The organism is Flavobacterium sp. GT3R68, from assembly GCF_007109225.1.
In the GTDB taxonomy this organism is placed as follows: domain Bacteria; phylum Bacteroidota; class Bacteroidia; order Flavobacteriales; family Flavobacteriaceae; genus Flavobacterium.
Map to the genome: position 1 here is coordinate 358,526 of NZ_VJZK01000001.1, position 18,996 is coordinate 377,521.

Genomic DNA, 18,996 nt, shown 5'->3' on the forward strand with positions numbered 1-18,996 from the left:
ATTCACATAATGGGGTTTCTTATTTTTTCTTGTAAAGAGGAACTGCAGAACAGGCTTCTCCATACATAATACTTTTGGCAAAAGGCTGCAGATATTGGGCAGCCATCACATAGGCAGACATAGGTACTGGTTTTTTGGAACATCCTTTTATAATCACGGGTTTGTTTTCATAAATGGAATAATCCAATTGGGTTAAAATCTCCTGATATAACGTCGTTTCCAGATCTTCCAGATTGCCATTGACTACTTTTTTTGCAAAAGGAGCTAAATGCAGTGTTACCAATATAGAGGCCCACGCCGGAACTATAGCGTCGGTACTGCAATGAATGGCCACCAACTGATCCTCATATTGCGACCAGTCGTATTGTTTTAAATGTTCCCGAAAATCTTTTTCTTTCAATAAAAAACCTTCCAACAGCCATTGGGAAATATCAAGTTGTACGCGATTGCCTGCTGGATAATAATCTTCTAAATCGAAAATTTCCAAAACACTGTTCGTGACCCTGTTGATGATTTGTTCCATTGAATTTGCTGACTATGAAATTATAGCATTCCCAATTCCAACTTGGCTTCTTCGCTCATTAAATCTTTGCTCCATGGCGGATCAAAAGTAATTTCCACTTCAGCGGATTTGACATTCTCGATTGATTTTACTTTTTCTTCCACTTCACGTGGTAACGTTTCGGCAACCGGGCAGTTAGGGGAAGTTAGTGTCATCAGAATTTTAACTTCATAATCTTCATTGACCATTACATCATAGATCAACCCTAATTCATATATATCTACAGGGATTTCAGGATCGTAAATGGTTTTTAATTTTTTTACTATGGCTTCTCCCAGTAAATTGGTATCTATAATTGCTTCTTCCATAATTTCTTAATTGTTAGTATTTTGCGATTGAAATGCCAAGGCATACATCTTAATCTGTTTGATCATCGACACCAGACCATTGGCACGGGTTGGCGACAAATGTTCCTTTAAACCGATTTCATCAATAAAATTCATATCCGCATTCAGGATATCTGCCGCCTTTTGATTGGAAAAAGTCCGAATCAGGATAGCGATGATTCCTTTGGTCAGAATCGCATCGCTGTCGGCCGTAAAAACCACCGCATCATCATTTTGTTCTCCCTGCAACCATACCTTAGACTGGCAGCCTTTGATAAGATTGACGTCGGTTTTGTATTCTTCTTTAATCAGCGGTAGATTTTTCCCCAAGTCGATGATGTATTCATAACGCTGCATCCAGTCATCAAACATCGCGAATTCATCAATAATTTCTTCCTGTATTGCTTTAATTGTCATTATTCCTGTTCCGTAAGTGATACTACTTTATCAACTAATTTTTTAATCTGTGCCGGTGGAAAACCGTGATCAAAATTGCTGGATGTATAGTCCTTGTCTTTATAGGTGATTTTCAGTTCTGCAATCGGAGCCCCGTCATGGAATCTTTTTTCTGTAGGAGCTTTTAAGTTCGGCATTTCCGCCAAATTCACTTCAGTAAAAAACGCGGTAAGTGCTTTCCAGTCTGCATCCGATATTTTTTTAGCAACCGGCTGGTCTGCCCCGTTTCTGTCTTTTGAAACCATTATGGTCTGGTTCTGTATAGTTACCTTTTCGTAAAAACCTCTGGTATTGGCTTCGTATTCTATCTTCATACCGTTTTGGGTGTCTGGAATTAAATTTTCATTTGCTTGTGCTTCCTGATTTGCAACAATATTGGATGGTTCCACTGCCTTTTTCTGGCAATTGCAACTGATACACATAATAAAAATCGAGGCTAATAAAGTAATTGCTTTCATCGGTGTTGGTTTTTTTGGTTAGGATAACATTTGTTGCGCTTTCTTGACTGCTTCTACAAATATATCAATTTCTTCTTTGGTATTATAAAACGAAAAAGATGCCCGAATCGTACCCGGGATTTTAAAGAAATTCATAATAGGTTGCGCGCAATGGTGGCCAGTCCGCACTGCTATACCTAGTTTGTCAATAATCGTACCAATGTCGTATGGGTGAATCCCTTCGATGTTGAATGAAATTACCGATGTTTTTTCTTTTGCAGTACCATAAATCTTCAATCCTTCGATTTCTAATAAACGCGCGGTCCCGTAGGCCAATAATTCGTTTTCCTGTTGCTGGATATTATCGAAACCAACGGAATTCATGTAATCGATTGCGGTACCGAGAACGATTCCACCTGCAATGTGAGGTGTTCCCGCTTCGAACTTATGGGGTAAATCGGCGTAAGTAGTTTTCTCGAAGGTCACTTCCTTAATCATTTCGCCTCCACCTTGGTACGGCGGTAATTTATTGAGCCAATCTTCTTTCCCGTACAAGATTCCGGTTCCGGTGGGCCCGCACATTTTATGGCCAGAAAACGCATAGAAATCACAATCCAATGCCTGAACATCCGGTTTTAGGTGTGGTACTGCCTGCGCTCCGTCAATCAGAATCGCTGCTCCGGCCTCATGCGCTTTGTCAATCATGTACTTGATGGGGTTGACAGTTCCCAACGCATTCGATATATGGTTAACGGCAACAATCCTGGTTTTATCCGACAACAGTTTGTCATAATCGGCCATGATCAATTCCCCTTTTTCATTCATCGGGATGACTTTTAAGGTCGCTCCGGTGCGTTCACAAAGCATTTGCCAAGGCACAATGTTGGAATGGTGTTCCAATGCGGAAACCATTACCTCATCGCCTTCTTGTAAAAGGGAGGCAAATCCGTTGGTCACCAGATTAATACTTTGGGTCGTCCCGGAAGTAAAAATTACTTCATGATCGAACTCGGCATTGATATGCGTTTGGATTTTTTTTCGGGATTCTTCATACGCATCGGTGGCCAATTGGCTTAAGGTATGCACCCCACGATGGATGTTGGCGTTAATTTCCTGATAATAATTAGATATAGCGTCAATGACCACCTGTGGTTTTTGAGAAGTGGCTCCGTTGTCAAAATAAACTAAAGGTTTGCCATTTACTTTTTGAGAAAGTATCGGGAAATCGGCACGGGTATCGTTTATATTGAAACTCATTTTGTTTTGTTTTTAGCCCCGATTACTTCACTTAACTTCTTTTTTTTATCGGAGTTCAGTGAACTTCGTTTGTAGCGTTTATCCTTTTGTTTTTCTTTAAAACAAAAAGATAAAAGCGGATAGTGGGAAAAGCTCCTGATTGCTTCGTTATTCGCAATGATAATTACAAATCAAATCCCATGTTCACGCCTAATTTAGTGGCAATAATTTTGGCGATTTTTACGCGTAATTCCGGTATTTTTATACTTGAAGTCACTTCGCTGGTAAAGGCGTACATCAGCAAGGCTTTGGCTTCTTTTTTAGGGATTCCGCGTTGCTGCATATAGAACATGGCAGTGTCATCCAATTGACCGATGGTACAGCCGTGCGAACATTTCACATCATCGGCAAAAATTTCCAATTGCGGCTTGGCATTTATGGTCGCCTTATCGCTTAGCAGGATATTGTTGTTTTTCTGGAAAGCATCCGTTTTTTGGGCTTCTCTTTCCACGTAAATTTTTCCGTTAAAAACCCCGGTGGATGCTCCGTCATAAATCCCTTTATAATTTTGATGGCTTTCGCAGTTGGGCGTCGCGTGCTGAACCAACGTGTAATGATCGACATGTTGCTTGTCACCAATAATGGTCACACCTTTCAGCGTACTGTCGATTCTTTCTCCTTGGTGGAAGAAATTCAGATTGTTTCTGGTGATGTTTCCTCCAAAAGAAAAAGTATGAACAGCCACGCGGCTTTCCTGCTTTTGGGCAATGTATGTATTGTCAATCAGATTGGCAGTCTGTACGTCGTTCTGGATCTTATAATAATCTACGATCGCGCGTTTTTGCGCAAAAATCTCGGTAACCGAATTGGTCAAAACCGGATTTTCATTCAGGCTTTGGTGACGTTCGATGATTTGAACGTGGGCGTTTTCGCCAACAATTACCAGGTTTCTTGGCTGTACCATCAGTGCGGCTTCGTTTCCTGTCGAAAAATAAATGATTTCGATTGGTTTGTCGACCACTTTGCTTTTCGGAATATTGATATAGGCTCCTTCAGAAGCGAAAGCGGTATTTAAAGTCGTCAGGCTTTCTTCCTTGCTCGCAATCTGGTTGAAGTACGTATCAATGATCATTTTATATTTGGGTTTGGTCAATGCCGAGGACATTAAGCAAACATCCAGTCCGTCATGGGTCGTTGATGATAAAAACGAACTGAAAAGACCGTCAATAAAAATTACTTTATAGGTGTCGACATCATTCAGGAAGTATTTTTTCACCTCTTTGAAATCAATATCATTATCTTTCTTTGGGAATACGCTGAAGTCATTTTTTAAAATGGCATTCAGAGAAGTATATTTCCAGGCTTCCTCTTTTTTGGTAGGAAACCCTTTGTTTTCAAAATTCTTTATAGCCAGCGTACGAATATCGTGCAGTTCGTTGTGAACATCCACCGTTTCTTCGAAAGCCATAAAAGACGAAATTAATTTTTCTTTAAACTCCATTTTAATTTTCACTTTTTAACCAATCGTATCCTTTTTCCTCCAGCTCCAAAGCCAGTTCTTTTCCGCCACTTTTTACGATTTTACCATCGTGCAATACGTGAACGAAATCCGGAACGATATATTCCAATAAACGCTGGTAGTGTGTAATCACGATCACCGCGTTGTCTTTACTTTTTAATTTATTAACCCCGTTGGCCACGATACGCAACGCATCAATGTCCAGTCCGGAATCGGTTTCATCCAGGATTGCCAACTTTGGATCCAGCATCGCCATTTGGAAAATCTCGTTACGTTTCTTTTCCCCACCGGAGAATCCTTCATTTAGCGAACGCGCCATAAACTTACGGTCGATTTCCAGTAATTCGGATTTTTCGCGGATCAGTTTCAGCATTTCATTTGCCGGCATTGGCTCTTCGCCTTTTGCCTTACGGGTTTCATTGATGGCCGTTTTCATAAAATTGGTTACCGAAACGCCCGGTATTTCAACCGGGTATTGAAAAGATAAAAACACCCCTTTGTGCGCTCTTTCTTCCGGTGATAATTCAGAGATATCTTCACCTTCGAGTAAAATTTCTCCTGCAGTTACGTCATAATTTTCATTTCCGGCTATAATGGCCGAAAGCGTACTTTTACCGGCACCGTTAGGCCCCATTATTGCATGCACTTCGCCTGCTTTAACTTCAAGATTGATTCCTTTTAATATTTCTTTATCTTCTATCGAAGCGTGCAAATTTTTTATTGATAACATATTTTTAATTTATATAAAAGCTAATTCAATTTTATCTATTTCTGCTGGGTTATCGGCATTAAAATGCTGGTTTCCCAAATATTTCATTCCTAAGTATTCTGCTGACATCCGAAACGGAAGATAAAAATCATACTCCATTTCATCGTCATGTGAATTGGATATCACTGCAAACTTCTTACCTCTCAGTTTTCTTCCTGTCTCTTTTTCTATACGGATTAAATCCGAAAAACGGTCAAAAAACACTTTCATAATACCGCTCATGCTATACCAGTAAACGGGCGTTGCAAAAATCAGCGTATCGTATTTTTCTACAATTCCTTTAATCAGAGGCAAAAAATCATCTTCTCTGTTTTTGCTTCCATAATCGTAATATGAAAAATCGTAGTCCATCAGATTAACTACGTCAATATTATACTGCCTTGCTATTGCATCAACAATTCTTGTTGTATTTCCATTGTTTCGGGAAGACCCTAAAATAATGACTTTTTTATTTTCCATTTGTAAATTATCCTACCGAACCTTCCAAAGAAATCTCCAGTAATTTTTGTGCCTCAACAGCAAATTCCATTGGCAGTTTGTTCAGAACGTCTTTACTGAAACCATTCACGATAAGTGCGATGGCTTTCTCTGTCGGAATTCCACGTTGGTTGCAATAAAACACCTGGTCTTCCCCGATTTTTGAAGTCGTGGCCTCGTGTTCAATTTTGGCCGACGTGTTTTTGGATTCGATGTATGGAAAAGTATGCGCTCCACAATTATTTCCCATCAATAATGAGTCACATTGTGAGAAATTCCTTGCGTTATCCGCTCTGGCACTGATTTGCACCAGACCTCTGTAACTGTTTTGTGATTTTCCGGCAGAAATACCTTTGGAGATAATGGTTGACTTGGTGTTTTTACCCAAATGAATCATTTTGGTTCCGGTATCGGCTTGTTGGTGGTTGTTGGTTACGGCAATCGAATAAAATTCCCCGATGGAGTTATCTCCTTTTAAAATAACCGATGGATATTTCCAGGTAATGGCAGAACCGGTTTCGACCTGCGTCCATGAGATTTTTGCGTTTTTCTCACACATTCCTCTTTTGGTTACAAAATTGAAAACACCGCCTACACCTTCCTTGTTTCCGGGATACCAGTTTTGAACGGTAGAATATTTAATTTCAGCATTATCCAAAGCAACCAATTCCACCACTGCAGCATGCAATTGGTTTTCATCACGCGATGGTGCCGTACATCCTTCTAGATAAGAAACATAACTTCCTTCATCGGCAATCACCAGAGTTCGTTCGAACTGTCCTGTTCCGGCCTGATTGATACGGAAATACGTGGAAAGTTCCATTGGGCAACGAACGCCTTTGGGAATATAGCAGAAGGAACCGTCTGAGAAAACAGCCGAATTTAAAGCAGCGTAAAAATTATCCTTTTGCGGGACAATTGTTCCCAAATATTTGCGGACCAATTCGGGATGTTCCTTGATAGCCTCAGAAATCGGACAGAAAATAATGCCTTTTTCCCCTAATGTTTTTTTGAATGTGGTAGCCACCGAAACAGAATCGACAACAATATCCATAGCGACATTGTTCATCATTTTTTGCTCGTCGATGGAGATTCCCAGTTTTTTGTACATTTCCAAAAGATCCGGATCCACATCATCCAATGTTTTGTTTGGGTCTACCGCTTTTGGTGCCGAATAATACGAAATTGCCTGAAAGTCCGGTTTTGTATAATGAACATTGGCCCATGTTGGCTCTACCATTTCTTCCCACGCACGAAAAGCCTCCAGACGCCATTCGGTCATCCATTCCGGTTCTTCTTTCTTTAGGGAAATAGCGCGAACAATGTCTTCATTCAGGCCTATTGGGAAAGTATCTGATTCAATGTCGGTATAAAATCCGTATTCGTATTCTTTATTTTCGAGTTCGATTTTTAAATCGTCTTCCGTATATTTTGACATAATTTTATTTAAATATTTTTACAGAGAAAAACTTTCTCCGCAACCGCAGGTTCTGTTGGCATTTGGGTTATTGAAAACAAAGCCTTTTCCGTTTAAACCTCCGGAAAACTCCAAAATTGTCCCTGCCAGATACAGGAAGCTTTTTTTCTCCACCGCGATGGTGATGTCATTGTCCACAAAGATTTTATCGTCTTCGCCTTTTGTTTTATCGAATTTCAAATCATAGGACAGACCCGAGCAACCGCCGCTTTTCACGCCAACTCTTACATAATCTTTTGCGGCATCAAAACCATCATCTTTCATCAAGTCGATGATTTTCTTTTTGGCTGTGTCAGAAACCTTTATCATAACCTTATATTGATTTTGTCTAAATTAATAGGCAAAGATATTACAATTATCTCTTTTTGCTATATCAGCTAACATTTTTATAACTATAATTGAATAGAAAATGTTTATCCGGAGCCTGAAAACAAATGGATTTTCATAAATTGCAGGCTTATTTGAATTTTTTAAATCAGAAAAATGAAACTATATCCGATAGAAACCGGTAATTTCAAACTTGATGGCGGTGCCATGTTTGGTGTCGTACCCAAAACCCTTTGGAATAAAACCAATCCCGCAGACGATAACAACCTCATCGATATTGCCGCGCGTTGTCTATTGATTGAAGATGGCAATCGCCTGATTTTGATTGATACCGGAATGGGCGACAAACAATCGGAGAAGTTCTTTGGTCATTATTCACTTTGGGGAACGCATTCGACTGATAAATCACTGGCAAAATACAGTTTTCATCGCGATGATATCACCGACGTCTTCATGACCCACCTGCATTTTGACCATTGTGGCGGAAGTGTCCAATGGAACAAGGACCGAACGGGTTACGAGCCTGCTTTCAAAAATGCCAAATTCTGGAGTAACGATAATCATTGGGAATGGGCAACCAAACCAAATGCCAGGGAGAAAGCTTCTTTTTTGGCTGAAAACATCCTTCCGATGCAGGAAAGCGGCCAATTAAATTTCATCAAGAGACCTGAAGCAGATTTCCTTTCGGCATCCGAATTGGGTTTTGGCATTTTTTTTGCAGACGGTCATACCGAAAAGCAGATGATTCCCCAGATTCAATATCAGGACAAAACGATTTGTTTCATGGCGGATTTATTGCCGACTGCGGGACATCTTCCATTGCCTTATGTTATGGGATATGACACAAGACCGCTTTTGACTTTGCCTGAAAAGGCTAAATTTCTGAATGATGCCGCCGATAATAATTTTTATTTATTTCTGGAACACGATGCGCACAATGAAATAATAACCGTTGAAAAAACAGAAAAAGGCGTCCGCCTGAAAGAGTGTTTCAGCTGTGACGACATATTAAAATAAAGTTAATTGTTAATTTGATTGTAACAATCTTAAAGTATTTTTGACTTATTGTCTAATATTATCTAAACCAAGAAATAATTATAAAAATGAAATTAATAAAATTATCCGGGTTATCGCTGCTTGCGGCTTTAACATTCTCATTTTCGGCAAGTGCCCAAGATGCTAGTAAATCAACCGCAAAAAAAGCGAAACTTACTGAAAACCAATTAAAAAGATGGAGTCATCTGGATCTTGAAAAAGACAGTATTCCTGGAATGAGTGTCGATAAAGCTTACGCTGAATTGTTAAAAAATAAAAAAGGTGTTAAGGTAATTGTCGGTATCGTAGATTCAGGTGTTGATATTGAACACGAAGATTTAAAATCAGTGGTGTGGACCAACAAAAAAGAAATAGCAGGAAATAAAATTGATGATGACAAAAACGGTTACATCGATGATATCCACGGATGGAACTTCTTGGGTGACATTACCAAAGAAAACCTAGAATACGAAAGAATCATCGTGAACAAAAATCTTGTTGACGAAAAAACATATTTAGCCGCAAAAGCCATCAACGATAAAAAAATCGAGGAAGGAACCCAGGCAAAAGGGCAGTTAGAACAAATGGTTGCAGCCGTTGGAAAAGCGGATGGCGTTATCGTAAAAACGGTAGGAAAACCGGTTTATACGGCTGAAGACGTAAATAAAATCATTTCTACAGATCCTGAAGTGCTTCAAAGTAAAGCCATCATGCAGCAAATGCTTGCTTACGGTTTGCCTGTTGTGGATTTGAAAAAAGAAATCCAAAAAGAACTGGACGGTTTTGTAGTTGTACTAAATGGTGACAATTTAAAAACCAACTACAGAAAAGTTCTTGGAGATAATCCGGATGATTTAAAAGATACCAAATACGGGAACAATAACGTAATGGGACCGGACAAAGAAGAAATTCTTCACGGAACTCACGTAGCAGGAATCGTTGCGCAGGTCAGAAATAACAATATTGGTGGTGACGGTATTGCCAATAACGTTGAAATATTGACTGTGCGTGCCGTGCCGGACGGAGATGAGTATGATAAAGATATTGCTCTTGGAATCCGTTACGCAGTAGACAATGGTGCAAAAGTAATCAACGGAAGTTTCGGGAAAAGCTTCTCTCCGCACAAACAATGGGTTTATGATGCTATCAAATATGCAGAAAGCAAAGACGTGTTGATTGTTCACGCTGCAGGAAACGATGCCAAAGATATCGATGTTGACAACAATTTCCCAAATGATTCTGATGATAAAGTAACCGAATTTGCTGATAATTTGATCACTATCGGGGCTTTGAACTATGAGTACGGAAACAAATTGATCGCTAACTTCTCGAATGTTGGAAAGGTAAATGTGGATGTTTTTGCACCTGGCGTGAAAATTTATGCAACTACCCCAAACAATGCGTATCAATTTTTACAAGGAACCTCAATGGCTTCACCAAACGTTGCCGGAGTTGCTGCTTTGATCCGTTCTTACTATCCGAAATTATCTGCAAAACAGGTAAAACATATTTTGATGGATTCAGGAACTCAAATTAAAAACGATGTTGAGTTTGGTGGTAATGCAAATGACAAACGTCCATTTGCTTCTTTATCTAAATCAGGAAGAATAGTGAATGCTTACAACGCTTTGGTAATGGCAGAAAAAATGTCAAAAAACATGAAAAGCAAAAAAGTAAAAGGATAATTTTATCCAAAAATAACTAGATAAGCTTGCCGAAATTTAATACATTTCGGCAGGCTTTTTTTAATTTACAACACTTTTATATTTTTATCAGCATGAGAAAAATCGTTTTAATTGCTTTAATTTCATTGCCTTTCGCAAATGTCTCGGCACAAAAAGCAACGTATTGGCAGCAAAAAGCAGACTATAAAATGGACGTTTCGATGGATGTGAAAACGTACCAGTATAAGGGCAAACAGACCTTGGTATATACTAATAATTCACCGGATACCTTAAGGAAAGTGTTTTATCATTTGTATCCTAACGCCTTCCAGCCTGGAAGCGAAATGGACATGCGTTTGCGGAGCATCAAAGATCCCGATGGCCGAATGGTTACTAAAATTAAGGTGGATGACAAGGATGTAAAAGAAAGCAGGATTAAAAACCTGAAACCTACTGAAATTGGATTTTTGAAAATCACCAATTTCAAACAGGATGGAAAACCGGCCGCTGCCAAGGAAGTGGAAACGGTTTTGGAAGTAGCTTTAGCCACACCGCTTTTGCCTGGCAAAAAAACCACTTTCACCCTGGATTTTAACGGGCAGGTTCCGGTACAAATAAGACGTTCCGGCAGAAATAATGTCGAGGGAATTGAGCTGTCGATGGCGCAATGGTACCCCAAATTAGCCGAATTCGATTTTGAAGGCTGGCATGCTGACCCGTATATCGCCCGTGAATTTCATGGAGTGTGGGGTAATTTCGATGTAAATATTACTATTGATAAAGACTATATCTTAGGCGGTTCCGGTTATTTACAGAACAAAAATGAAATCGGTTACGGGTATCAGGACGCCGGAGTTATGGTAAAACCCACTGCAAAAAAAACCAATACCTGGCATTTCATCGCTCCCGATGTACATGATTTCACATGGGCGGCCGATAAAAATTATATCCACGACGTTGTAAAAGGACCTAATAAGGTCGATTTGCATTTCTTATACAAAAACAACCCAAAGACCGCAGCAAACTGGAAAAAACTGGAACCCTTAATGGTTCAGGTGATGGATTTTTACAATCGGAAAATCGGAAATTATCCTTACAAGCAATATTCCTTTATCCAGGGAGGAGATGGCGGAATGGAGTATGCAATGTGTACTTTGATGCTGGGGGACGGAACCCTTGAAGGAATTTTTGGAACTGCTACACATGAATTGGGTCATTCGTGGTTTCAACATGTATTGGCTTCCAATGAATCCAAACATCCATGGATGGACGAAGGATTTACCACTTATGTGGAAGATTATGTAACCAACGAAATGGCTGTCACCAAAGCAGAAAATCCTTTTAAAGGGAATTATGACGCGTATTATAACCTGGTCAATTCAGGAAAGGAACAATCTCAAACCACTCATGGTGACCGATATGATGAAAACAGACCGTATAGTATTTCGTCTTATGTGAAGGGAAGTATTTTCCTGTCTCAATTGGGCTATCTGATTGGCGAGGAGAAACTGGCTAAAACGATAAAGAAATATTACACGGATTTCAAATTCAAGCATCCGACCCCAAATGACATCAAACGTACCGCAGAACGTGTTTCGGGCGCCGAATTGGAGTGGTATCTGATGGATTGGGCCGAAACTTTAAACACGATTGATTACGGCATAAAAACAGTGTCCGAAAACAATAATGCGACAACAGTTGCTTTAGAACGCATCGGCAGAATGCCCATGCCAATCGATATCACGGTGGATTATACCGACGGAACAAAAGAAGGATTTTATATTCCGTTGCGAATGATGAGTTTCGTAAAAGACAACCCATATCCGAACATCAAAAGAACCGTCTTGAATGACTGGGCTTGGGGAAATCCAAACTACGAATTCACAATCAATAAAAATAAAGCTTCCATTAAGAAAATCACCATCGATCCAAGCGGACTGATGGCGGATATCAAAAAAGAAAATAATCTTTACGAAGTGAAATAATTAAAAAAGGCCCTCAGATGAGGGCCTTTTTGTTTTAAATTTATTTGTAATAAAATGGCACCATTTCAACACAATCATTTTTTCATATTACCAGCTTTATAAGGATGCTCTTTTAATTCGACTATTAAAAATTTGATGGTGGAAGAACCAATGTTCTCAGTCACATGAGGTCCTTCGGCTTCGCTGACACCTGATTCTCCAGCCTTTAAGTCGTATAGCTGATCTTTGCCGTTTTTGTAATGGACCATCAGTTTACCGTCGGTAATAGCGTAGAAAAAATTGGCCGGATGCGTATGCATGTCTGTTTTTTGTCCCGGTTCCAACGTTACTTCTACGGCATGGATTAATTTGTCATCTCCCAAATCACGATGCATGTTGGAATTCATTTTCTTCGCTTCCTGACCCACCGCATGGAACGAACACAATAAGAGCATACAAAACACTCTGAATATGAGGATTAGATTTTTTTTCATGACTATATTGTTTAAATAGTTAGACAACAAAGTTACAAATTTGATGGCGACGGCTTAAAAAATTTTAGTTGTAATTAACTGACAATCAACAGTTAGCCTGTAATAATGACGAATTTTCCCGATTGCTTTGTAAAAAAGCTCAGGCATAGCTTCGTTATTTTACCAAAAGGCTTTTTCCTATCTTTGCCGCTGAAATGAAGAATACATATCCGAAATCCGAGCGCCTCAAAAGCAAATACATCATCGATTCACTGTTTTCTAAAGGGAAATCGGTATCGAAATACCCGTTGCGATTGGTTTATATGCCGCTCGAAGAATGTGACGAAGCCATAAAAATGGGGATTTCAGTATCCAAAAAACATTTCAAGAAAGCCGTGGACCGGAATTATTTCAAAAGGGTGCTGCGCGAAACCTACCGACTCAACAAGCAGCTCCTGCTGGACACTACCTCTAAACCGTATGCGTATATGTTTATGTATCAAAGTAAAGACCGTTTGTCGTACGATGAAATTAACAACAAAACGATTCAATTGTTCGAAAAGTTTGTAGCAGCGATTAAGGAATCCAACCCTTAAGTTTTCTTTTTTTTTGGAAAACTGGCATTCTATTTGCCACATACTAATTTCTTGTTTTTTGGCGTTCTATACTTCTAAATCAAATGTATGAGATCGATAATTTCCTGTCTGGCCATATTGCTTATTATCGGTGGGTGCAAAGAAAATGAAGAGGCATCAGTCGCCGATGATTCAGCTTCAGAGATAATGATGATAAAACTTCCGCTGAAGGTATCAGCGGCAGGAAATGCTGAAAGTAAAGATTATGAAAGCGCTGCAACAGCAGACAAAGAGATTGAAGCCAAAATTATCAAACAGGGTAATCTTCGGTTTGAAACCAATGATCTTGAAAAAACGTATAACCAGATCCGTTCGGCTGTCAAGCAACACAACGCTTTGGTGCAAAACGACGCAGAAGGCAAGGATTTCGGTTCGCTTTTCCGAAATATAACGGTTCGCATTCCAAGCGAAAACTTTGATGTTTTTATTGCTGATATTTCAAAAGGTGTGGGTTATTTTGACAAAAAAGAAATTTCATCCCAGGATGTAACCGAAGAATATATTGATCTTAATTCCCGCTTAAAAACAAAGAAAGTACTCGAAATCCGCTATCTAGAACTTTTGAAGAAAGCCACCAAAGTTTCGGAAATGCTTGAAATAGAAAAAAAGCTATCTGAAATCCGGGAAGAAATTGATGCTAAGGAAGGACAGTTAAAATACATGCAAAACCGCGTCTCCATGAGTACGGTGACCATAGAATTCTACAAAACGATTGCCGAGGAAAGTGGTGCGACAGTTACCTACGGAACTAAAATCTGGAATGCGATTAAATCCGGCTTCAATGGAATTTCAAGTTTCTTTATAGGATTGCTTCAGATTTGGCCATTTATTATTATTTTAGTGGGCTTGTTTTTACTTATCAGAAAACGTTTGAAAAGACGAAAAATATAAACATTATGTATTCCATTTTAAAAAAACGATATATTATCCCCGTGGCGGCAAGCGGCTTACTGTTTGTCGGTGCGAGTTTCAGCGGTGATTTCTTCGAAGTTGCGAAACAAATCGAAATTTTCACCACGATGTTTAAAGCCGTGAACATGAATTATGTGGACGAAACCAATCCGGGAGAATTGATGGATAAGGCTATTAAGAACATGCTTGCCGACCTCGATCCGTACACCGTTTATTTCAACGAGCAGGATGTGGTGCGTTACAAAATCAACAATACGGCCGAATTTACAGGAATTGGTGCCATCATTACCCGGAAGGAGGGAAAGCTGATTGTCCGGGAACCTTATAAAAACTATCCTGCCGATAAAGCCGGACTGAAAGCAGGTGACGAAATCGTTCAGATTGGCGACGTGAATCTTGAAGACTTCAAAGAAGATGCAGGACAGTTGTTAAGAGGTGTCAAAAACGCCAAAATAGACATCAAATACAAACGTCAGGGCAAAATTCTGACGACCCAGTTGGTGTTGGAAGAAGTCGAACTCCGAGCGGTGCCTTTCTTCGGAAAAATTGACGATAAAACAGGTTATATCGTTTTGAATCAATTCAACAACAAGGCTTCACTTCAAACCAAAGAAGCTTTGGAACAACTCAAAAGGCAGGGTGCCGAAAAAATTATTTTGGATCTTCGCGGAAATCCCGGCGGGCTTTTGCATGAAGCAGTAAACATATGTAATCTATTTGTTCCGAAAAACGAGGTGATCGTAACTACCAAATCGAAAATTGAAAAACATAACAACGTTTATAAAACCACCCGCGAACCGATTGATACAGAAATCCCGTTAATCGTTATCGTGGACGGAAAGAGCGCTTCGGCCTCTGAAATTGTGGCCGGTGCCTTGCAGGACCTGGACCGTGCCGTTATTGTGGGAAGCAGAAGTTTTGGCAAAGGATTGGTACAGCGGCCTATTGATCTAAGCTACGGAACACAGATAAAAATTACCATTTCCCGATACTACACGCCATCCGGACGTTGTATTCAGGCATTGAATTACGGCCATAAGGATCAAAACGGGAAAGCGACACGAACGCTGGCTGCCAATTACAACGCATTTAAAACACGAAAAGGAAGAACTGTTTACGACGGGGGCGGAATCCTTCCGGATGTGGAACTAGCGGAAACCAAACTCAGCGGAATCACGGAAGCATTGGTGAAAAACGACGGAATCTTCAATTTTGCAACCGAGTATTATTATAAAAACCAAAATTTGGGAACCAACATACCCAATCTTACGGATACCGATTTCGCTGCCTTCAAGCAATTCCTGAAGAAAGAAAATTTCTCTTTTGATACCGAAACAGAATTGGCACTTAAGAACACTTTGGCTGCAGCCAAAAAAGAAAAAATTGATGTTGCCATTGCTCCGGAATATCAACAATTATTAACTTCTCTACAGAAAAGCGAAGAAAATTTGTTAAATCAAAACCAAAAAGAAATTAAAAATCTACTTTTGGACGAAATTATCAAGCGCTATCAGTACAAGGAAGGATTGTATCTGTATTATACCAAAAACAATTCTGAAATCAAAAAAGCGGTAGGTATCTTAAATAATCAGACGGAATACAATACTTTATTAAAAATATAACGATGCGCTTTTTTTTAAAATTTTTGCCCATACTTTTTTTTGGCGTCCTGCATGCTCAGGAAGAAGTAGTTCAGTCAGTTTACTTTCAATTTGACAAATACACACTTGACGAAAAACAGGCAGATGCTGTAATTGATTATATCCGTAAAACCGATTCAACCCGAATTGAATCCATTCAGATTTTTGGCTATTGCGATGATCGGGGAAAGGATGCCTATAATTTCAAATTATCGAATAACAGGGCCAACGCGATCAAGGAAAAACTGGTTGAAAACGGCATTAAAAATAAAATTATCGTTACCATCGAAGGAAAGGGAAGTATTTTAATCGATGATGATTTGGTCGAAAACCTACCTGAAGTCCGTTCCAAAAACCGACGGGTCGATGTGGTAATCAACTTAAAGGAATTGCCGGAAATTGATCTTCCCGGATTCTTTACGACCATCCAGAAAAAGCACGTCATCGGCGATCACGTGTACCTGGAAAACCTATTGTTTGAGAGAGGAAGTAGCAAACTTGAATTTAAAGCCAAGAAGCAATTGGATAAATTGGCCTATCTGCTGCAGAAATACAAAAATCTTAAATTCGAAATCCAAGGCCATGTTTGCTGTACACCGCCGTATCAAAAAGAAGCGATTGATATGGTAACAAGAAAAAGACAGTTGTCCCAAAACAGAGCCCAGTCCGTTTATAAATATTTGCTTTTCAAGAAAATTTCCAAAGATCGTATGACATACAAAGGATACGGAAATACCGTTCCGCTGGGGAAAGGCTCTGAATATGACCGCCGGGTAGAATTGGTAATTACCAAAATATAAAGAATATGAATCGTTTATGGATCATCGCCGTTTTTATTAGTTCTTTTGGTTTTTCACAGCCAAAAAAAGAATTGATAACCGTTCATTTTGATTCCAACAGCGCCGCCATTTCCAAAACTGAGGCAAAGCAATTAAAATTATTCTTTTCTGATCGAAATCAGTCTATTACTACACTTCAAATTCATGGCTTTTGTGATGATGTTGGGAGTTCGGAAAGCAATTTAGCTTTATCTGAAAAAAGAGCTCTTGCCGTGGCTGGTTATCTGAAAGCTCATTTCAAATTGTCTGCATCGGAAATAGCCGGAAAAGGGGAAATAGAGCTTGTATCAACCTCCGAATATGAAATTGAAAAAGAAAGAACTGATCACCGGAGCGTGACGATTGCCATCGAATACGCCGAAAAAAACATAGAAGAAAAACCTGTCGAAGAAGGCTATAAAACCTTCGGAGATAAATTAGCGGTAGGAGATAAAGTTATAATCGACAACATAATTTTCGTATCCAACAGTAAGGTTTTTGAGGATTACGACAAGGCAACCGCCGAATTACAAAAAATAATTGCCTACTTCCAAAAAAACCCAACAGTAGAATTTGAGATTAATGGTCATGTTTGCTGCATATCCAAATCATTTAGGGATGCCCATGACAGGGCAACCGGATTAAACAATCTTTCTGAATCCAGGGCAAAAAGCATTTATGATTATTTTGTTGAAAACGGCATAGCCAAAGAAAGGATGTCCCATAAAGGCTACGGAAGGCAGTTTCCCCGTCCGGGTTTGCCCGAAAAAGAGAATAAGAGAGTGGAAATTGTAATTACAAAACTTTAGTCTCTTTTCATTTCAATATGCGGAATGTCGTCTTCTAAATACATTTTACTGGTCTGAACAAACTGGTGGCTTTCATAAAATTTCTGCAGGTACAACTGTGCGGAAATCGTGATTTTCGTTTCGTTAAAATAATCCGCTATTCCGGCAATCGCTTTTCGCATTAAATCATGTCCCCATTTTTTGTCGCGGTAATCCGGGTCAATAACCACCCTTCCGATCGACGCGTTTTCAAAATAATCCCCGGATTTGAAGAGTCTGGAATAGGCGACAATTTTTCCGTCGTATTCGCCTAACAGATGCAATGCTTTCTCGTCTTTTCCGTCAATGTCCTGATAAACGCAATTTTGTTCCACTACAAAGACTTTACTGCGCAATTGCAGTACTTGATATAGTTCGTTAACTGATAAAGCCTCAAAATGCTTTATTTTCCATATTATAGCCATTTGCCTCTATTTGATTTTTAAAAATTGTACCGATTTAATAATGGCCTCCAATTCGAACATGAGATCCCGCTTTTCCTTGGAAGGCGCATAACAAAATCCCTCCAGCACCAAAATCCTGTTATTGGGCTTGTCGGTTATGCAGTAATTCAGAAAAGGCCCGGACATAAAATCGTTTTTCAGTTCCCATGTGCCCTTGGTTTCGTAGGTTGTCTTTCCCGCAATTTTGGTGTTGAATAAATACGGTGCATAGGCTGCTTCGGTAATCATAGTGGAATTAGGCACAGTTCCATGAATATACAAATTGCCGATCGAATCCCTCATTTTTATTATATTGTTGATGACGCTCGAATTGGGGTGCATTTCGATGGAATTTATCGGCACCTGATACACAAGTATACTGGTGTTTCCACTGGTAATCTCTTTCTTCAGCCAGATGAATTTACTCTTCTCCATCACATATTTATAGCCTTTTGGAATGGCTAATGAAACGCGGAACTGGTTGATGATGCGCTGGTTTTTCACCAAAAAAGTATCAATCAGCCGTTGGTTTTCGGCAATTTCGGTCTGCCTCATTATCCGGATGATTTCCGGACTGTGTTTTTCAAGTGTTTCCAAAATTTCCATAACCGTCTTTCCTGAGATATGGATGACATTTTGAGGCGTGGCGAATTCGTTTTTTATAATTTCGAAGCGACTTATACCTTCTTTTTTTATGACAATAATATTCCGGGTATTGGTCATATAACCTTCTAAAAGTTTTACCGGGTATTGGTTGATCGTAAAAAGCGGTTCTTCCTGCGGTAAGCCGATAACAGGGGATGCAAATTTATTCCGGATGCTGTCGCCTATTTCTCCGTCCCATAACTGGTCGTCAATAATTACCGAGATGGTATTGATTTTGCCCGAGGTATGGGCTAAGGAATTGTCCTTTTTCTCTGTACAGGAGAGGAAGAAAAAGATAATGGACAACCATAAAAAAAGGGCTTTATTCATCATCTTCTTTTAATGAATTAAAGC

Annotated in this window: 21 protein-coding genes; 8 read left to right on the forward strand and 13 right to left on the reverse strand. The window is 39.4% G+C overall.

The features are described from left to right. Positions 1–19: 19 nt before the first annotated feature. The 10 genes from FNW07_RS01550 to FNW07_RS01595 all read right to left on the reverse strand — a co-directional run bounded on the left by FNW07_RS01550 (position 20) and on the right by FNW07_RS01595 (position 7,568). Positions 20–523 carry a DUF2480 family protein gene (locus tag FNW07_RS01550; protein WP_126742269.1) on the reverse strand — a complete coding sequence of 168 codons (504 nt, stop codon included), beginning with the start codon at positions 521–523 and terminating at the stop codon, positions 20–22. Between the two features lie 20 nt (positions 524–543). After that, positions 544–870 carry an SUF system Fe-S cluster assembly protein gene (locus FNW07_RS01555; protein WP_126742270.1) on the reverse strand — a complete coding sequence of 109 codons (327 nt, stop codon included), beginning with the start codon at positions 868–870 and terminating at the stop codon, positions 544–546. Positions 871–876: 6 nt separating this feature from the next. Then, positions 877–1,305 (reverse strand): SufE family protein, encoded by a 429-nt coding sequence (locus FNW07_RS01560; RefSeq protein ID WP_126742271.1) that lies wholly within the window; start codon positions 1,303–1,305, stop codon positions 877–879. Next, complete coding sequence (locus FNW07_RS01565) at positions 1,305–1,802, reverse strand: hypothetical protein (RefSeq protein ID WP_126742272.1); 498 nt, start codon at positions 1,800–1,802, stop codon at positions 1,305–1,307. The genes FNW07_RS01560 and FNW07_RS01565 overlap by 1 nt, the downstream gene beginning before the upstream one ends. Positions 1,803–1,820: 18 nt before the next feature. Further along, positions 1,821–3,038, reverse strand: coding sequence for an aminotransferase class V-fold PLP-dependent enzyme (locus FNW07_RS01570; RefSeq protein WP_126742273.1), 1,218 nt, complete (start codon positions 3,036–3,038; stop codon positions 1,821–1,823). 163 nt (positions 3,039–3,201) lie between these two features. Then, on the reverse strand, positions 3,202–4,518 hold the full coding sequence (sufD, locus tag FNW07_RS01575) for a Fe-S cluster assembly protein SufD (protein WP_126742274.1): 1,317 nt from the start codon (positions 4,516–4,518) through the stop codon (positions 3,202–3,204). A gap of 1 nt (position 4,519) precedes the next feature. Next, positions 4,520–5,266, reverse strand: coding sequence for a Fe-S cluster assembly ATPase SufC (gene sufC, locus FNW07_RS01580; protein ID WP_126742275.1), 747 nt, complete (start codon positions 5,264–5,266; stop codon positions 4,520–4,522). Between the two features lie 9 nt (positions 5,267–5,275). After that, positions 5,276–5,764 (reverse strand): flavodoxin family protein, encoded by a 489-nt coding sequence (locus tag FNW07_RS01585; RefSeq protein WP_126742276.1) that lies wholly within the window; start codon positions 5,762–5,764, stop codon positions 5,276–5,278. 7 nt (positions 5,765–5,771) lie between these two features. Next, entirely contained in the window at positions 5,772–7,220 is a 1,449-nt protein-coding gene (gene sufB, locus FNW07_RS01590; protein ID WP_126742277.1) for a Fe-S cluster assembly protein SufB, read from the reverse strand. An 18-nt stretch (positions 7,221–7,238) separates the two neighbouring features. Beyond that, the gene (locus tag FNW07_RS01595) at positions 7,239–7,568 is read right to left on the reverse strand and encodes an iron-sulfur cluster assembly accessory protein (protein ID WP_126742278.1); all 330 of its coding nucleotides are present in this window, start codon (positions 7,566–7,568) and stop codon (positions 7,239–7,241) included. Between the two features lie 174 nt (positions 7,569–7,742). Here FNW07_RS01595 and FNW07_RS01600 point away from each other — a divergent pair, with 174 nt between their 5' ends. The 3 genes from FNW07_RS01600 to FNW07_RS01610 all read left to right on the forward strand — a co-directional run bounded on the left by FNW07_RS01600 (position 7,743) and on the right by FNW07_RS01610 (position 12,270). Further along, positions 7,743–8,603 carry an MBL fold metallo-hydrolase gene (locus FNW07_RS01600; protein WP_126742279.1) on the forward strand — a complete coding sequence of 287 codons (861 nt, stop codon included), beginning with the start codon at positions 7,743–7,745 and terminating at the stop codon, positions 8,601–8,603. Positions 8,604–8,689: 86 nt separating this feature from the next. After that, positions 8,690–10,306 carry a S8 family peptidase gene (locus FNW07_RS01605; RefSeq protein WP_126742280.1) on the forward strand — a complete coding sequence of 539 codons (1,617 nt, stop codon included), beginning with the start codon at positions 8,690–8,692 and terminating at the stop codon, positions 10,304–10,306. A 92-nt stretch (positions 10,307–10,398) separates the two neighbouring features. Then, a complete protein-coding gene (locus FNW07_RS01610; RefSeq protein ID WP_126742281.1) occupies positions 10,399–12,270 on the forward strand; it encodes a M1 family metallopeptidase in 1,872 nt (623 codons plus the stop codon). 74 nt (positions 12,271–12,344) lie between these two features. Here the strand turns inward: FNW07_RS01610 and FNW07_RS01615 are convergent, their stop codons facing one another. Further along, positions 12,345–12,743 (reverse strand): cupin domain-containing protein, encoded by a 399-nt coding sequence (locus FNW07_RS01615; protein ID WP_126742282.1) that lies wholly within the window; start codon positions 12,741–12,743, stop codon positions 12,345–12,347. A gap of 194 nt (positions 12,744–12,937) precedes the next feature. Here FNW07_RS01615 and rnpA point away from each other — a divergent pair, with 194 nt between their 5' ends. The 5 genes from rnpA (at position 12,938) to FNW07_RS01640 (ending at position 17,536) form a co-directional block, all read left to right on the forward strand. Next, positions 12,938–13,318 (forward strand): ribonuclease P protein component, encoded by a 381-nt coding sequence (gene rnpA, locus FNW07_RS01620; RefSeq protein WP_126742283.1) that lies wholly within the window; start codon positions 12,938–12,940, stop codon positions 13,316–13,318. 87 nt (positions 13,319–13,405) lie between these two features. Further along, complete coding sequence (locus FNW07_RS01625; protein ID WP_126742284.1) at positions 13,406–14,248, forward strand: DUF4349 domain-containing protein; 843 nt, start codon at positions 13,406–13,408, stop codon at positions 14,246–14,248. 5 nt (positions 14,249–14,253) lie between these two features. Then, complete coding sequence (locus FNW07_RS01630) at positions 14,254–15,891, forward strand: S41 family peptidase (protein ID WP_126742285.1); 1,638 nt, start codon at positions 14,254–14,256, stop codon at positions 15,889–15,891. A gap of 23 nt (positions 15,892–15,914) precedes the next feature. Further along, the gene (locus FNW07_RS01635; RefSeq protein WP_370511473.1) at positions 15,915–16,709 is read left to right on the forward strand and encodes an OmpA family protein; all 795 of its coding nucleotides are present in this window, start codon (positions 15,915–15,917) and stop codon (positions 16,707–16,709) included. Positions 16,710–16,714: 5 nt separating this feature from the next. Next, on the forward strand, positions 16,715–17,536 hold the full coding sequence (locus FNW07_RS01640) for an OmpA family protein (protein WP_126742287.1): 822 nt from the start codon (positions 16,715–16,717) through the stop codon (positions 17,534–17,536). Here FNW07_RS01640 and FNW07_RS01645 read toward each other — a convergent pair. Beyond that, positions 17,533–17,979: a GNAT family N-acetyltransferase gene (locus tag FNW07_RS01645; RefSeq protein ID WP_126742288.1), complete on the reverse strand. Its 447-nt coding sequence runs from the start codon at positions 17,977–17,979 to the stop codon at positions 17,533–17,535. The two genes, FNW07_RS01640 and FNW07_RS01645, sit on opposite strands and share 4 nt — an antisense overlap. A gap of 6 nt (positions 17,980–17,985) precedes the next feature. Beyond that, entirely contained in the window at positions 17,986–18,975 is a 990-nt protein-coding gene (locus FNW07_RS01650) for a DUF4837 family protein (RefSeq protein WP_370511474.1), read from the reverse strand. Positions 18,976–18,996: the final 21 nt, after the last annotated feature.

What these genes read in the sequence shown, in the direction of transcription:
- sufC (WP_126742275.1), bottom strand. Translation starts at nt 5,266, where the DNA reads ATGTTATCAATAAAAAATTTGCACGCTTCGATAGAAGATAAAGAAATA.
- FNW07_RS01555 (WP_126742270.1), bottom strand. Translation starts at nt 870, where the DNA reads ATGGAAGAAGCAATTATAGATACCAATTTACTGGGAGAAGCCATAGTA.
- FNW07_RS01550 (WP_126742269.1), bottom strand. Translation starts at nt 523, where the DNA reads ATGGAACAAATCATCAACAGGGTCACGAACAGTGTTTTGGAAATTTTC.
- FNW07_RS01625 (WP_126742284.1), top strand. Translation starts at nt 13,406, where the DNA reads ATGAGATCGATAATTTCCTGTCTGGCCATATTGCTTATTATCGGTGGG.
- FNW07_RS01630 (WP_126742285.1), top strand. Translation starts at nt 14,254, where the DNA reads ATGTATTCCATTTTAAAAAAACGATATATTATCCCCGTGGCGGCAAGC.
- FNW07_RS01560 (WP_126742271.1), bottom strand. Translation starts at nt 1,305, where the DNA reads ATGACAATTAAAGCAATACAGGAAGAAATTATTGATGAATTCGCGATG.
- FNW07_RS01615 (WP_126742282.1), bottom strand. Translation starts at nt 12,743, where the DNA reads ATGAAAAAAAATCTAATCCTCATATTCAGAGTGTTTTGTATGCTCTTA.
- sufB (WP_126742277.1), bottom strand. Translation starts at nt 7,220, where the DNA reads ATGTCAAAATATACGGAAGACGATTTAAAAATCGAACTCGAAAATAAA.
- FNW07_RS01565 (WP_126742272.1), bottom strand. Translation starts at nt 1,802, where the DNA reads ATGAAAGCAATTACTTTATTAGCCTCGATTTTTATTATGTGTATCAGT.
- FNW07_RS01605 (WP_126742280.1), top strand. Translation starts at nt 8,690, where the DNA reads ATGAAATTAATAAAATTATCCGGGTTATCGCTGCTTGCGGCTTTAACA.
- FNW07_RS01610 (WP_126742281.1), top strand. Translation starts at nt 10,399, where the DNA reads ATGAGAAAAATCGTTTTAATTGCTTTAATTTCATTGCCTTTCGCAAAT.
- FNW07_RS01650 (WP_370511474.1), bottom strand. Translation starts at nt 18,975, where the DNA reads ATGATGAATAAAGCCCTTTTTTTATGGTTGTCCATTATCTTTTTCTTC.
- FNW07_RS01600 (WP_126742279.1), top strand. Translation starts at nt 7,743, where the DNA reads ATGAAACTATATCCGATAGAAACCGGTAATTTCAAACTTGATGGCGGT.
- FNW07_RS01585 (WP_126742276.1), bottom strand. Translation starts at nt 5,764, where the DNA reads ATGGAAAATAAAAAAGTCATTATTTTAGGGTCTTCCCGAAACAATGGA.
- FNW07_RS01595 (WP_126742278.1), bottom strand. Translation starts at nt 7,568, where the DNA reads ATGATAAAGGTTTCTGACACAGCCAAAAAGAAAATCATCGACTTGATG.
- sufD (WP_126742274.1), bottom strand. Translation starts at nt 4,518, where the DNA reads ATGGAGTTTAAAGAAAAATTAATTTCGTCTTTTATGGCTTTCGAAGAA.
- FNW07_RS01640 (WP_126742287.1), top strand. Translation starts at nt 16,715, where the DNA reads ATGAATCGTTTATGGATCATCGCCGTTTTTATTAGTTCTTTTGGTTTT.
- FNW07_RS01570 (WP_126742273.1), bottom strand. Translation starts at nt 3,038, where the DNA reads ATGAGTTTCAATATAAACGATACCCGTGCCGATTTCCCGATACTTTCT.
- FNW07_RS01645 (WP_126742288.1), bottom strand. Translation starts at nt 17,979, where the DNA reads ATGGCTATAATATGGAAAATAAAGCATTTTGAGGCTTTATCAGTTAAC.
- rnpA (WP_126742283.1), top strand. Translation starts at nt 12,938, where the DNA reads ATGAAGAATACATATCCGAAATCCGAGCGCCTCAAAAGCAAATACATC.